Source organism: Flavonifractor sp. An306 (assembly GCF_002159455.1).
GTDB lineage: Bacteria > Bacillota > Clostridia > Oscillospirales > Oscillospiraceae > Flavonifractor.
In genome coordinates this window covers 1-14,542 of record NZ_NFIQ01000033.1, presented here as the reverse complement: position 1 = coordinate 14,542, position 14,542 = coordinate 1, and the positions used below count along the sequence as shown (strand labels likewise).

The 14,542-nt window shown below is 63.5% G+C and carries 13 protein-coding genes; 4 read left to right on the top strand and 9 right to left on the bottom strand.

Annotation, left to right across the window (positions count from 1 at the left end):
* Positions 1-30 precede the first annotated feature (30 nt).
* Entirely contained in the window at positions 31-519 is a 489-nt protein-coding gene (locus B5F88_RS09750; protein WP_162612153.1) for a sigma-70 family RNA polymerase sigma factor, read from the top strand.
* Positions 506-1,507 (top strand): DUF4179 domain-containing protein, encoded by a 1,002-nt coding sequence (locus B5F88_RS09745; RefSeq protein WP_087345078.1) that lies wholly within the window; start codon positions 506-508, stop codon positions 1,505-1,507. Before B5F88_RS09750 ends, B5F88_RS09745 begins: the two co-directional genes overlap by 14 nt.
* A 64-nt stretch (positions 1,508-1,571) precedes the next feature.
* Here the strand turns inward: B5F88_RS09745 and rpiB are convergent, their stop codons facing one another.
* The 7 genes from rpiB to hrcA all read right to left on the bottom strand — a co-directional run bounded on the left by rpiB (position 1,572) and on the right by hrcA (position 9,571).
* Entirely contained in the window at positions 1,572-1,997 is a 426-nt protein-coding gene (gene rpiB, locus B5F88_RS09740) for a ribose 5-phosphate isomerase B (protein ID WP_087345075.1), read from the bottom strand.
* A 16-nt stretch (positions 1,998-2,013) separates the two neighbouring features.
* The gene (locus tag B5F88_RS09735) at positions 2,014-2,805 is read right to left on the bottom strand and encodes a histidinol-phosphatase HisJ family protein (protein ID WP_087345072.1); all 792 of its coding nucleotides are present in this window, start codon (positions 2,803-2,805) and stop codon (positions 2,014-2,016) included.
* Between the two features lie 13 nt (positions 2,806-2,818).
* Entirely contained in the window at positions 2,819-4,750 is a 1,932-nt protein-coding gene (locus B5F88_RS09730) for a glycosyltransferase family 39 protein (RefSeq protein ID WP_087345146.1), read from the bottom strand.
* Between the two features lie 63 nt (positions 4,751-4,813).
* Positions 4,814-5,974: a molecular chaperone DnaJ gene (dnaJ, locus tag B5F88_RS09725; RefSeq protein WP_087345069.1), complete on the bottom strand. Its 1,161-nt coding sequence runs from the start codon at positions 5,972-5,974 to the stop codon at positions 4,814-4,816.
* Positions 5,975-6,037: 63 nt separating this feature from the next.
* Complete coding sequence (gene dnaK / locus B5F88_RS09720) at positions 6,038-7,894, bottom strand: molecular chaperone DnaK (protein ID WP_087345066.1); 1,857 nt, start codon at positions 7,892-7,894, stop codon at positions 6,038-6,040.
* Positions 7,895-7,947: 53 nt separating this feature from the next.
* Entirely contained in the window at positions 7,948-8,502 is a 555-nt protein-coding gene (gene grpE, locus B5F88_RS09715; protein ID WP_087345064.1) for a nucleotide exchange factor GrpE, read from the bottom strand.
* A 16-nt stretch (positions 8,503-8,518) separates the two neighbouring features.
* On the bottom strand, positions 8,519-9,571 hold the full coding sequence (gene hrcA / locus B5F88_RS09710) for a heat-inducible transcriptional repressor HrcA (protein WP_087345061.1): 1,053 nt from the start codon (positions 9,569-9,571) through the stop codon (positions 8,519-8,521).
* A gap of 205 nt (positions 9,572-9,776) precedes the next feature.
* On the opposite strand from hrcA, the gene B5F88_RS09705 reads away from it, so the two are divergent.
* Positions 9,777-10,244 (top strand): GNAT family N-acetyltransferase, encoded by a 468-nt coding sequence (locus tag B5F88_RS09705; protein WP_087345058.1) that lies wholly within the window; start codon positions 9,777-9,779, stop codon positions 10,242-10,244.
* A 56-nt stretch (positions 10,245-10,300) separates the two neighbouring features.
* Here the strand turns inward: B5F88_RS09705 and B5F88_RS09700 are convergent, their stop codons facing one another.
* The gene (locus tag B5F88_RS09700) at positions 10,301-11,707 is read right to left on the bottom strand and encodes an MATE family efflux transporter (protein ID WP_087345055.1); all 1,407 of its coding nucleotides are present in this window, start codon (positions 11,705-11,707) and stop codon (positions 10,301-10,303) included.
* A 4-nt stretch (positions 11,708-11,711) separates the two neighbouring features.
* The gene (locus B5F88_RS09695; RefSeq protein WP_087345051.1) at positions 11,712-12,836 is read right to left on the bottom strand and encodes a cysteine desulfurase family protein; all 1,125 of its coding nucleotides are present in this window, start codon (positions 12,834-12,836) and stop codon (positions 11,712-11,714) included.
* Positions 12,837-13,028: 192 nt separating this feature from the next.
* Between B5F88_RS09695 and B5F88_RS09690 the strand changes: the two genes are divergently transcribed.
* A complete protein-coding gene (locus tag B5F88_RS09690; protein ID WP_087345048.1) occupies positions 13,029-14,405 on the top strand; it encodes a rubredoxin in 1,377 nt (458 codons plus the stop codon).
* Positions 14,406-14,542 lie beyond the last annotated feature (137 nt).

The following is a 14,542-nucleotide window of genomic DNA, read 5'->3' as shown; positions in this document are numbered from 1 at the left end:
TGGAATAAGTAGAAAGGAAGGTGAATGGGGATGGACACGCAAACGATGGAACAGACCTTCGCCCAATACGGCAGGACCATCTACCGCCTGGCCCTGCAATACACCCGCCAACCCCCCGACGCGGAGGACGTGCTCCAGGAGGTGCTGCTGGAGCGCTGCCGCAGAACGGAGCCCTTCCAGTCGCCGGAGCACGAGCGGCGGTGGCTGCTGCGGGTGGCGGTAAACAAGAGCCGGAATCTGCTGCGGACGGTCCGGCGGCGGCCCACGGTGCCTCTGGACGAGGCTCTGGCGGAGTATGCTCCGGCGGAGCCGTCCTACCGGGCGCTGTACGAGGCGGTATTATCCCTCCCCCGGGATTACCGGCTGACGGTGGACCTCTACTACTATGAGGGGTACTCCACCGGGGAGATCGCGGCCCTGCTGGGGGCCAGGGAGGCCACGGTACGCACCTGGCTGCGCCGGGCCAGGCTGAAATTAAAAGAGCTGTTAAAGGAGGAATGGGACGATGACCAACCGTGAACGCTATCAGACGGCCTTTGCCGGGGTGCGTCCCCCGGCAGACACCGTCCAGCAGGCCCTGGAGCGGCAGAATACCCCCGCCCGGCCCCGCCGCCGGCGGCTGGGCCGGACGCTCCTGGTGCTGGCGGCGGCAGTGGCCCTTCTTACCCTCACCGTCAGCGCCGAGGTAACCGCCGGAACGGTGAGCAACCTGCTTGCCCCCCTGTACGGCGGGGCCCAGACCGAGCTGGTGGACAGCATCGGCTATCCGGTGGACGCCTCGGTCACCGTCAACGGCTACACCCTCACCGCCGAGGCGGTGATCGGCGACCAGTACAATGTGGCGATGGTATACACCCTCACCCGGGAGGACGGGGAGCCCATCCCCCAGGGGGCCCATTTCCAGGACAGCGAAAACAGCCTACACCGGGGGAGCGGCGGCGGTTATGTGGAGTATGTGCGGGAGGGCCTGCCCGACAACCAGATACAGCTGGTGGAAACCTGGACGGGGAGCGGCACCCTGCCCTTCCTGCGCAACGTCCAGGTGGTCTTTCGTGATCTGGTTCTCTATCAGGAGGGAGAAGAGTCCACCCTGCTGGCGGAGGGAGAGTGGGAGCTGAAATATACCGCCCGATACCGGGACGCCACGGTATCCGTTCCGGTGGATAACCTCACCGTCACCGGCACCGAAGGGAAAACCTACCAGATTCGCAAAATACAGCTCTCCCCCCTGGGGATACACATGGACATCATTGCCCCCAACGACATCCCCAAGCTGGGGGAACCCCCGGAGCACGCCATGAGGCTGCTGGACGACTTCACCGTCTCCCTCCAGCTCTCCGACGGCACCGTCCTGCCCGTGGGCGACGCCAACCGGGGGGGCAGCGGCAGCGCTGACGACGAGACCATCAAGGCCCACTACGGGGCCCTCTTTGACCAGCCCATCCCCCTGGAGGACATCTCCGCCCTGATCATCTGCGGCACCCAGGTGCCGGTGAACGCCGGCTGAACCACCCATATACGCAAAAGCCCGGCGGGGAGCCATGCTCCCCGCCGGGCTTTGTCCGTTTTACTCAGGGCTCCAGCTTGTCGATCCGCCGCTGGTGGCGGCCGCCCTCAAACTCGGTGTTGAGGAAGGCGTCCAGGATCTTGTCCGCCATGTTGTTGCCGATGAGGCCGCCCCCCATGGCCAGCATATTGGCGTTGTTGTGCCGCCGGGTCATCTCGGCGGACAGGGGCTCGCTGCACAGGGCGCAGCGGATCCCCTTCACCTTGTTGGCGGCGATGGAGATGCCGATGCCGGTGGTGCAGACCACAATGCCCCGGTCACATTCCCCGGAGGCCACCGCCTCCGCCGCCGCCCGGCCGAAGTCGGGGTAGTCGCAGCTCTCGGACGTGTAGCAGCCGTAGTCCTTGTAGGCCAGGCCGTGGGCGTCCAGATACTTCATCACGTGCTGTTTGAGGGCCAGCCCTCCGTGGTCGGAACCCAACGCGATCATAACAAAACTCCTCCTCTTATAGCTTGTGGAACACAGGCTTTCGCTTGTCATAGGTACAGACATACCGGAAGGAACAGCCGGCGATCAGCTCCATGGCCTCCCGGATCCCCTTGCCCACGCCGCCGGGGATGTGGGCGTCGGAGCCCACGGTGAGAATTTCGCCGCCGCAATCCCGGTAGAGTTCCAGAATGGGTTTCCACTCCGCTACGGTGCGGCCCCGGTAGGTGTTGACCTCCATGCCCCGGCCGTTCTCCACGGCGGTGCGCAGAATGGCCCGGATGCGGTCATAATACCCCTCCAGAGATACCGGCGCCTCCATATACCGCAGGGGATAGATGATGTGGGCCAGCACGTCGTAACAGGGGGTTGCCGCCAGGATGGCCATGGAGGCGAAGTAGTCGTCCAGGGCGGCGTAGCAGGCGGCGGAATCGGGGTAGGGCACATAGTAGAAGTCCACCCCCCCTTTTTCCGGGCTCTGATTGTGGACGGAGCCCAGCACAAAGTCCAGCTCCGGCTGGCCCACAATGGTCTGGGCGGCGGCGGGGTTCAGGTGGCCCATGCCCAGCTCCAGCCCCAGCTTCAGGGTGAGGCCGGAGGAAAATTGGGCGGCCGCCGCCTGGTACTGGGCCACGGCGGGGGGCCAGTCGTAGCGCTCCACCGGCTCTCCCTGGAGGGTCAGCAGATCACAGTGGTCGGTGACGCACAGCTCGTCCAGCCCGGCCTCCACCGCCGCCTGGGCCATCTGCTCCAGGGGGGCGCTGCTGTCGGGGGAGAGCTGGCTGTGGGTATGGTAATCAGAACAGTACATAAACAACGCTCCTTTAGAAAGGCCAGGATGGGAACCACCGGAGCACACAGGTGCCATACCAGGTGGGATAGGTGATCCCCACCAGCACCGGATAGAACAGGGCGTACAGCGCCACGGCGCCGCCGGTGACGGCGTACATGGCCGGTTTCCAGCGGACCAGCTCCTCCTTTTGGGCCAGGGTGTGGAACACATAGCACAGGGCCAGCACCAGGAAGAGCACCGAGGGGAAGTAGTGATAGGCGAAGGTGATCCGGCCGATGAAGAGCCAGGGCACCAGCTGGGCCAGGTAGCCGATGAAGATAAACAGCGCCCTGCCGCTGCGGCGGACGATACCGTGGAACCCGCAGGCCACCACCGCCAGCAGGCCCCCCCAGCACACCACCGGGTTGACGAAGGCGGCGAAGCGGGTGGTCTCCCCGGCCACCGAGTTGTCCATATAGTAGAGGATGGGCCGGATATCCAGCAGCCACTGGTACCAGCGGGAGGAGTAGGGGTGGGTGTCGGTGACCCCCTGGTGGTAGGAGAGCATATACTTCTGGTTCTCCCACACCTCATGGAGCAGATTGCTCAGGGAGGTATCCCCGGAGGCGGCGGCGTAGGGCAGATAGGACAGAATATAGATCACCGCCGGAATGAGGGCGAACACCAGCACCGAGAAGGCCAGGGTTTTCACCGTCCAGCCCACCCGCTCGTGGCGGCTCTCCTCCGGCCACTGGCGCAGCTTCAGCGCCAGACCCAGGAAATAGAGCACCACCAGACCGGTGCAGCCATAGATCACCGTCCACTTGGAGGCCGCCCCGATGCCCCAGAACAGCCCGGAGAGGAACAGGGGCAGGGCGCAGGTCTTGAAGGAGGTCCCGGCGGGGAGAGCCAGCCAGCGGTACATGAACCAGTACATGAGCAGGATAAAGAAGAAGGCGTAGGTGTCGATGGTGGCCAGCCTTGTCTGGGTCAGGTGCATGAAGTCGGCGGCCAGCAGAATGGTGCCGCAGGTGGCGATGGAGGTGCGGCCGAACAGGTTTTTCAGAAACACATACAGCAGCGGCAGCATCCCCACCCCGAACAGCGTGCCCATAAACCGCCAGCCGAAGGGGGTCATGCCGAACAGCCGGATGCCGATGCTCATAATCAGCTTGCCCAGGGGCGGATGGGTCACCTCATAGGGATAGATCCCACGGATGTGCTCGTAGGCGGTGCGGGGGTGGTAAATCTCGTCAAAATAGGCGCTGTTCATATAGGTGATGGCCTCTGGCACCAGGTCCTGCTCGTTAAAGAGGGGATTGGTGTCGTCGCTGAGGTCAATGACGTTCCCCTCCATATCGAAAAAGGCCAGCTCGTCCAGCTCCAGCAGGCCCTTGTTGGCCTGGCCGGTAATCCGTAAATAGCGGATATACTGGGGGTTGTCGATCACCACCTCGTTCCACTTGAACAGCTGGTTGTAGTTCTGGGTCACGGCATAGCTGGCGCCGTACCCCTCCGGGTCTGCCCAGTAGTAGCCCGTGATCTTGTCGGCGTCCTCCGGGTCGTCCTTCCGCTGCCACAGGGAGAGCCACTCCACCCCGTCGGTGGAAATCTCAATCTGATACTTGCCGGTGCCCAGGCCGCAGAAATACCAGATTTTGGACACCTGTACCTCCTCCGGCAGCACGAAAGTCTGGGCCTTCCCGTCCCCAAAGTCCCGGTAGCTCTGCGGGGCCTCCAGGTCGCCCAGGTGGGCAAAGGCGGTGACGGCGTAGACGGCGGTAATGATCAGCGCCGCAATGGCGTCCCGCTTCACCATGGGATGGCAGGGAGCGGAAAAGGAGAGCCGCCGCTTCACCGGCGCCGGATCCAGCTGCTGGGCCAGCGGGGCGCGCTGGGTCTGGACATACCAGGCGAAAAAGTAGAACAGGGCCGCCGCGGTGAGGACGGGAAACAGATAGACGATATATTGGATGGGACCCACGGGGAACAACACCTCCAGGTCAAAGAAAAAATAAGAGGATGAGTCTGCACTCATCCTCTTATTTTATTTCTTCTTCTTCTTTTTGTCAAAGAAAGATTTTACGCTGTCCACCGGGCCCGGTTGAATCTCGCCCATGGCTTCGCCATAGGCACGCAACGCCTCCTTCTGCTCGTGGGTCAGGCTGGTGGGGACCTGTACGTTTACCGTGACGTACTGGTCGCCCCGGCCCCGGCCGTTGACGCTTGGAATACCCTTGCCCCGCAGCCGGAAGGTGGTGCCGGGCTGGGTGCCGGCGGGCAGGTTCCACTTCACCTTGCCGTCGATGGTGGGGATCTCCAGCTCCGCCCCCAGGGTGGCCTGGAGGAAGGTGACGGGGTGGTCCAGGTACACCGATGTACCCTCCCGCTTGAAGAAGGCGTGGGGCCGGACGGTGACGCTGATAAGCAGGTCGCCTGCGGGTCCGCCGTTGCGGCCCGCGCCGCCCTGGCCCCGGAGGGACACCGCCTGGCCGTTATCGATGCCGGCGGGGATGTTGACGGTGATCTTCCGCTGCTTCCGGGTTGTGCCGGTACCGCCGCAGGATTTACAGGGCTGGTGGATGATCTTCCCCTTGCCGTTGCACTTGGGGCAGGTGGTGGTGGTGGCGAAGGTGAAGGCCCCGCCGCCCCGCTGGATGCGGATGGTGCCGCTGCCGTGGCAGTCGGGGCACACCTCGGCGGTGGTGCCGGGGGCGCAGCCGGTGCCGTGGCAGTCCTCACAGGTCTCGGTGCGGTTGAGGACGATCTCCTTCTCACAGCCGAAGGCGGCCTCCTCAAAGGTGATGGTAACCGCGGCCCGGAGGGTCTCCCCCTTCATGGGGCCGGTGCGCTGGCGGCTGGAGCCGCCGCCGAACCCGCCGCCGAAGAAGGACCCGAAAATGTCGCCCAGATCGATGTCGCCCATATCAAAGCCGAATCCGCCGCCGCCGTTGAACCCGCCGGCGCCGAAGTTGGGATCCACCCCCGCGTGGCCGAACTGGTCGTACTTGGCCCGCTTTTCCTTGTCGGACAGCACCTCGTAGGCCTCGTTGACCTCCTTGAACTTGGCCTCGGCGGTCTTGTCGCCGGGGTTCAGATCCGGGTGGTATTTTTTGGCCAGCTTGCGGTAGGCCTTTTTCAGCTCGTCGTCAGAGACCCCCTTGGATACCCCAAGGACCTCATAGTAATCTCGTTTCTGTTCAGGCATTGGTGTTCACCTCTCTTACGCGGAAAGTGGCGGGGGCAAGCCCCCGCCGCTCTGCTCCGGCTATTACTTATTGTCGTCGTCCACGACCTGATAGTCGGCGTCCACCACGTTGGGGTCGGTGTTGGTCCCGCCGGCCTGGCCGCCGAAGTCGGCGCCGCCCATGTCGGGACCGGCCTGACCGGCCTGGCCGCTCTGCTGGTACATCTTCTCAGCCACGGGGTAGAAAGCCTTGGTGGCCTCCTCGGTGGCGGCCTTGATAGCCTCGATGTCGGTGCCCTTCAGGGCGTCCTTCAGCTTGTTCAGGGCCGCTTCCACATTGGCCTTGTCGCCCGCGTCGATCTTGTCCTTGGCGTCCTCCAGGGCCTTCTCGGTCTGGTAGACCACCTGGTCGGCCTGGTTGCGGACGTCCACTTCCTCCTTGCGCTTGGCGTCCTCGGCGGCAAACTGCTCGGCCTCCTTGACGGCCTTGTCGATGTCCTCCTTGGACATGTTGGTGGAGGAGGTGATGGTGATGTGCTGCTCCTTGCCGGTACCCAGATCCTTGGCGGACACATTCACGATGCCGTTGGCGTCGATGTCGAAGGTGACCTCGATCTGAGGCACGCCCCGGCGGGCAGGAGCAATGCCGTCCAGGTTGAACCGGCCCAGAGTCTTGTTGTACTGGGCCATCTCACGCTCGCCCTGCAGCACGTGGACCTCCACGGAGGTCTGGTTGTCGGCGGCGGTGGTGAAGATCTGGCTCTTCTTGGCGGGGATGGTGGTGTTGCGCTCGATGAGCTTGGTCATCACGCCGCCCATGGTCTCAATGCCCAGGGACAGGGGGGTGACGTCCAGCAGCAGCAGGCCCTTCACGTCGCCCACCAGCACGCCGCCCTGCAGGGCCGCGCCGATGGCCACGCACTCGTCGGGGTTGATGCCCTTGAAGCCCTCCTTGCCGGTGAGCTTCTTCACCATGTCCTGCACGGCGGGGATCCGGCTGGAGCCGCCCACCAGCAGTACCTTGGACAGGTCGCCGGAGCCCAGGCCGGCGTCGCTCATGGCCTGACGGACGGGGCCGGCGGTGGCCTCCACCAGGGAGGCGGTCAGCTGGTCGAACTTGGCCCGGGTCAGGGTCAGGTCCAGGTGCTTGGGGCCGGTGGCATCGGCGGTGATATAGGGCAGGTTGATGTTGGAGGAGGTGACGCCGGACAGCTCGATCTTGGCCTTCTCAGCGGCCTCCTTCAGCCGCTGCATGGCCACCTTGTCGCCGGTCAGGTCGATGCCGGTGTCCTTCTTGAACTCGGCGGCCATCCAGTCCATGACGGCCTTATCGAAGTCGTCGCCGCCCAGGCGGTTGTTGCCGGCGGTGGCCAGCACCTCGATGACGCCGTCGCCCACTTCCAGCACGGACACGTCGAAGGTGCCGCCGCCCAGGTCGTACACCATGATCTTCTGGTCGGTCTCCTTATCCACGCCGTAGGCCAGAGCCGCGGCGGTGGGCTCGTTGATGATGCGCTTCACGTCCAGACCGGCGATCTTGCCGGCGTCCTTGGTGGCCTGACGCTGGGCGTCGGTGAAGTAGGCGGGCACGGTGATGACCGCCTCGGTGACAGGCTGGCCCAGATAGGCCTCGGCGTCCGCCTTCAGCTTCTGCAGGATCATGGCGGAGATCTCCTGGGGGGTGTAGGCCTTGCCGTCGATGTTCACCTTGTAGTTGGAACCCATCTCACGCTTGATGGAGGCAATGGTGCGGTCGGGGTTGGTGATGGCCTGGCGCTTGGCCACCTGGCCCACCATACGCTCGCCGTCCTTGGAGAAGGCCACCACCGACGGGGTGGTGCGGTTGCCCTCCGCATTGGCAATGACGACAGCCTCGCCGCCCTCCATGACGGCCACGCAAGAGTTCGTCGTACCGAGGTCGATACCGATAATCTTAGACATAATCTATTCCTCCAATAATAAAGAAATTGGTTTTATATAAATTTGATAGAAACTCAGTTTGCCACTTTGACCATGGCGAAGCGGATCACCTTTTCGCCGGTGCGGAAGCCCGCCTGGAACACCTCCACAATGGTGTTCTCCCCGGCACTCTCGTCCTCCACGTGCATCACCGCGTTGTGGAGGTTGGGGTCAAAGGTCTCGCCCAGGGCGGGGATCTCCTCGATGCCCAGCTTGGTCAGGACCTCCTTCAGCCCGGTCATGGTCATTTCCACGCCCTTTTTATAGGCCTCGTCGGCGGTCTCCTGCTTCAGAGCCCGCTCCAGGTTATCGTACACCGGCAGGAAGGCGGCGGCGGTCTCCGCCTTGGAATCCGCCCAAGCGGACTCCTTCTCCTTCTGGCTGCGGCGGCGGTAGTTGTCGTACTCCGCAGCCAGCCGGAGGAATTTGTCCTCCTGCTCGCTGATGGTCTTTTTCATGGCCTCCAGCTCCTCCACCAGGGGATCGGGCGTCTCCTCCGCAGCGGCGGCCTCGGGGGCCTGCTCCTCAGGCTGCTGAGAGGCGGTCTGCTCCAGCTCCTCCGCCGGGTTCTGTTCTTTCTTGCTGCTCATTGAGTACACTCATCTCCTATTTATGATCGTCCCTGCCCTCCGGCAGCTCGCCCTGGCCGAACAGACGGCTCAGGCCCTCGGCCAGGTAGGACAGGCGGGCGGTTATCTTGGCGTAATCCATACGGGTGGGTCCCACCACCCCGATGACACCCCGCATCCCCTCGCCGATGTCGTAGCTGGCCACCACCACGCTGGTGTCCTTCAGGGCGGCGGCCACATTTTCCGGGCCGATGAGGATCTTCATGGGGTCGTCCTTGGGTACGGGGAACCGGGCGGGGTCGGCGTCCTCCGACAGGTAGCTCAGCAGAGGCTGGGCCCGCTCCAGGCTCCGGTACTCCGGCAGCTCCAGCAGATGGGCCAGACCGGAGGTGTGGACGGTGCGCTGCTCCAGGCTCTCCAGCACCTCAATGGCGAAGGACACCACCAGGGAAATCAGCCCGTAGGCCTCTCCGGCGGCGTGCTGGGCCACCCGCATCAGCTCGGGGGTGATCTCTTCCAGCGTCAGGCCGGTAAAGGTGGTGTTCAGCAGGGTGTTGAGCATCTGCAGCTGGGCCTCCGTCAGATCGGAGGGCAGGCGGATGAGCCGGTTGCGCACGATGTTGCTGTCGGTCATCACCACGATGATAAAGGCGTTGCGCTCCACCATCAGCAGATCGAACCGGCGGATGGTCACCCGGCTCATGCCGGAGGAGAGGGCGAAGGCGGGGTAATTGGTGAGTTGAGACACCACCCGGCCCGCCTGATCCAGCACCCGGTCCAGCTCCTGCATCTTCATGCGCAGGGCCCGGTTGATGCGCTGGGTCTCCTGCAGGGAGAGCTTGTGCTCCTCCATCAGCTCGTTGACATACAGCCGGTAGCCCTTGGGAGAGGGAATCCGTCCGGCGGAGGTGTGGGGCTTTTCCAGCAGGCCCATAGACTCCAGGTCCGCCATCTCGTTGCGGATGGTGGCGGAGGAGACCTCTATGCCGATGGCCTGGGCAATGGCCTTGGAGCCCACCGGCTCCGCCGAGAGAATGTAGCTTTCGATGATGGCCCGGAGAATCCGTTTTTTTCGCTCTGTTAAATCCATTCCGGCCACCCTTTCGCGTTTTTAGCACTCACACTCCCTGAGTGCTAACCATAATGTAGCACCGTCTGCCGGAAAAGTCAAGGGGTCCGGTTGTAAATTAAATGTGAACGTGAAAAAGATAGCAGAGAAACAGCCCGATTGCGAATGATCCACGGTTGACGGGGAAACCCTTCAATGGTATGATGGACACAAAGAGGGGGTATGCGTGTTGGAGGGCTTGCCGGTGGAGATCATCGACTATGAGGAGCGCTACAAGCAGGCGCTGGAGGACATCTCCCTGCCCTGGCTGCTGGAGTACGACCTGCTGGAGCCGGTGGACCTGGAAATGCTGGCCGACCCCCACCGGTTTGTGGCCGGAGGCGGGCGGGTGCTGCTGGCCCGGCTGAAGGACGAGATTGTGGGCATGGTGATGCTGGAACTCCAGGGGGACGGCGTCTGCGAGGCCCTGAAGTTCGGCGTGAAGGAGGAGTACCGGGAGCGGGGCGTGGGCACCGCGCTGATGGAGGCCGTCCTCCATGCCGCCCGGGAGGCGGGCCAGACCACTATGGTGGTCACCTCCAACCACAAGCTGAAGGCCGCCCTGCGGCTGTACGAGCGGTTTGATTTTGAATACGTGACGTATTCTGACAAATGGTTTCAACTCTCCGATATCAGAATGGAGCGAGCTTTATAAAAAAACAGAGGACGCGCCAGGCGCGTCCTCTTGTTTTTTCGTCCGTTCAGGCAGTCTCACAGGGAGGGCTCCCCCTCCTTGACGTGGGAAAACTGGGTGACGTCGTTGATCCACGCCCGGGAGCGAAACCGGGGCACTCCCAGGAAAAATTTGGTGGTGCTCTCCATCATAATACCCACGTACACCCAGAAGATCCCCCACTTCAAGCCCAGGCCGAAGATTGCCGCCAGCGGGAGGGCCACCAGCCACAGGGGGAGCAGGTCGATAACGGTGGCGGCCCGCACATCTCCCCCGCCCCGGAGCACCCCCACGGTATTCACCGTGTTGAAGGCCCGCAGGGGGAGAAACACGCCGGTAAAGGTGAGCATCATGGTGGTGATCCCCCCGGAGACCGATGACAGGTGGAAGAAGGGATAGACCAGGCCGGGAAAAATCCACCAGGCTCCCCCAATCAGCACCAGGCCGATCACCAGACCGCAGCCCATAGCCATGGTGTTCAGGGCGGCCCCCATCTCATACACCTGCTCCCGCCGGCCGGCGCCGATCTCCCGGCCGATGATGATGGCGGTGGTACCGGAAATGGCGAAGATGGCCACGGTACACAGGTCCTCCATATTGCCCGCCAGGGCCCGGGCGGCCAAGATCTCGGTGGACCCCTCCATGTGGCCCATGACCACCTTATAGAGAGAATTGCCCAGGCCCCACAGGGTCTCGTTGAGGACCACAGGGCCGGAGTAGCGGACAAACTTCTGGAGCAGGGCGCTCCCCGGCCGGAGCAGCAGGGCGGGCTTCAGCCGGAACCGGGCGTTGGTGAGGGCGTAGGTCACCATGATGACAAACTCCACCGTCCGGGAGAGCAGTGTGGCCAGCGCCGCGCCCTCCACCCCCAGGGCGGGCGCCCCCAGATTGCCGAAGATAAACACCCAGTTCAAAAAGGTGTTGGTGAGCATGGAAATGGCAAAGATCACCATGCCCAGCTTGGGATTCTCCATGGACCGGTGGGCCCCCACGTAGACGCCGGTGATGCTGTTGAGGATATAGGAGAAGCCAACGATCCGGGCGTAGCTGGCCGCCAGGGGCACCAGCTCCTGGTTGTCGGTGAGCATACCCATCAAAGGCACCGGCAGGAAAAACATCACCCCGGCAAAGACCAGGGAGATGGCCCCCGCCACATAGCACCCCAGGCCCACCACCCGGTTGATGGAGTCGGTGTCCCCCTTGCCCCAGAACTGGCTGATGAGCACCGACGAGCCGCTCTGCAGCCCGAAGATCACCAGCTGGATGACAAACACCGGGGTGTTGGCCACCAGCACCGCCGCCAGCGGAGCCTCCCCCAGGGCTCCCACCATAAAGGTATCCGTCAGACCCAGCAGGGTGGTACACAGATTTTGCAGCAGGATGGGCAGGGCCAGCAGCGCCGCGTCCCGGTAAAAGGCTCTACCCCGGTTCAGGTAGGAGAACAAGACCTCACCTCATTGCAATCCGATTTTTGGTAATCTCCGTCAGGCACTCCGCCAGGGCGTCCCCATCCTCCTGCCTGTTTTCCGGCGAGAAGGACACCCGCAGCACCCCCATCAGGGTACGCTTGGGCAGACCCAGGGCGGCAAAGACATGGCTGGGCTTGCCCTTATGGCAGGCCGAGCCGGAGGAGACGCAGATCCCCCGGTCGGACAGATCCCGTACCAGCATCTCGCTGGGGTAGCCCGGCAGGGCGACGGCGCAGATATGGGGGGCGTCTCCGGGACTGACCACCTCCAGCCCCGGCACCCGGCGCAGCCGATCCAGGGTGTAGGCCTTGGTGTGCGCCAGCTTCTCCCGGTCCTCCGCCCGCCAGGCGGCGCAGGCGGCGGCCAGGGCGGCGATCTGGGCGGTGGGCTCGGTGCCCGAGCGCAGGCCCCGCTCCTGCCCGCCCCCCAGCAGGAGGGGTTTGAGCTCCAGCCCCTTGCGGATATACTGGGCGCCGATGCCTTTGGGGGCCCGCACCTTGTGGCCGCTGATGGTAAGCAGATCCACCCCCAGCTCCCCGGGGGTAAAGGGCACCTTCAGAAAGCCCTGGACCGCGTCACAGTGGAGCAGGGCGGGAGCGCCGCTGTCCCGGATGGCCTGGGCGGCCTGTGCCACCGGCAGGATGGTGCCCAGCTCGTTGTTCACCAGCATCATGGACACCAGCACCGTGTCCGGCCGGAGGGCGGCGGTCAGCTCGTCCAAGCTGATATGGCCTTTCCGATCCGGCTTGAGATAGGTGACCTCATACCCCTGCCGCTCCAGATCCTTTATGGGCTCCAGCACGGCGGCGTGCTCAATGGCAGTGGTGATGATGTGCTTTCCTCTCCGCTTTCCATATTCCACGGCGGCCCGGATGGCCCAGTTGTCCCCCTCGGTGCCGCAGGAGAGGAAGGTCAGCTCCTCCGGCAGGCAGCCCAGGCTGTCCGCCACCGTCTCCCGGCAGGCCTTCATCCGGGCGGCGGCCTGCTGGCCCACGGCGTAGCCGGAGGAGGGATTGCCAAAGCCCTCGGTCATGGCCTCATAGGCCGCCTGGGCCGCCTCTTGGCACACCCGTGTGGTGGCGGCGCTGTCCAGATAAATGGGCATACAGATTCACCTCAAAAACTGTGTTTTTTCGCCCTCCCATTGTATCCTCCGCCCTGTGGAAAGTCAAGGCGGCCCCAGTCCCGGAAAACAGACCAACCAGTTTTTGCAAATGCCCTTGACAAGGGTGGGCTGGAATAATATACTGTGTTCTGCTAGGAAATAAAATGTGTGAAAAGAAAGGAAGGAATCGCCATGAGCGCGATCAAACTGAAAGAAAATCTCTGGTCGGTGGGTGTGCTCAACCCCTCCCTGCGGGTATTTGACATCGTAATGGAGTCCAAATATGGCACTTCCTATAACGCCTACCTGCTTACCGGAGAAAAGAATGTGCTCATTGAAACGGTACATACCGATTACTTTGAGGAGTATCTGGACAACATCCGCCAGGTCATTCCCGTGGAGGACGTGGACTACCTCATTATGAACCACAACGAGCCCGATCACTCGGGCAGCGTGGCCAAGCTGCTGGCCGTGTGTCCCAAGCTGCAGGTGCTGGCCACCAAGGCGGGCAAGAAACACCTGGAGGACATCACCAACCTGAGCCTGCCCTGCCGGGTGGTGGGCGCCGGGGACACCCTGGACCTGGGCGATCGGGTGCTGGAGTTCATTCCCGCCCCCATGCTCCACTGGGCCGACTCCATGTTTACCTGGGATCCCAAGGACAAAACCCTGTTCACCTGCGACTTTTTGGGCTGCCACTTCTGCGAGCCCACCATGCTGGACAAGCACATCCACGCCAAGAACGCCTACGAGGGCGAGTTCGCCTACTACTATAACGGCATTTTCGGGCCCTTCAAGCCCCATGTGCTCTCCGGTCTGGACAAGATGCCCGCTGAGGCCGATCTGGTGTGCCCCAGCCACGGCCCCTGCCTGACCGAGACCATCGGCAAGGCCAAGGAGCTCTACCGTGCCTGGAGCACCCCCGCCCCCAAGGCCCGCCGCACCGCCTTTGTGGTGTACGCCTCGGCCTACGGCTGCACCCGCACCCTGGCGGAGACCGCCGCCAAGACGCTGGAGGAGGAAGGGTACGACGTCACCCTGGCCGACGTTACGGTGGAATCCTACGAAACCTGCGTCAAGCTGGCCCACGAGGCAGACGTGCTGCTGGTTGGCTCCCCCACCATTAACCGGGCCGCCCCCAAGGCGGTGTGGGACGTGCTCACCTCCATTGACCCCATCAATCTGAAGGGCAAGGCCGCCGGCGCCTTCGGCGCCTACGGCTGGAGCGGCGAGGCCGCCCCCATGCTCCACACCTTCCTGAAAGGCCTGCGCTACGCCGCCCCCGAGGCCCCCTTCCGGATGCTGTTCACCCCCACCCAGACCGACCTGGCCGCCATGGCCGACTACGCCCGCAGTGTGGCCGCCCTGTGCACCGTGCCGGTAGACGCCCCCCAGGAGAAGCCCGCCGGCGGCAAGTTTGTCTGCGCCCTGTGCGGCTACATCTACGACCCCGCCGAAGGGGATCCCGCTCACGGCGTGGCCCCCGGCACCCCCTTTGACGCCATCCCCTCCTCCTGGTCCTGCCCCCTGTGCGGCGTGGACAAGGAAATGTTCAAGCCTGTGGAATAAGAGAAAAAGAGCCGGCAGGGCGTACCCTGCTGCACTTGTCAAGCAAAAGTAGACACAGAAAAAGTGAATTTATCGAAAGCCCTGTTCGGTTCTGTACTGAACGGGGCTTTTGTATCCCAAAGCGGCAGCAGGACGAG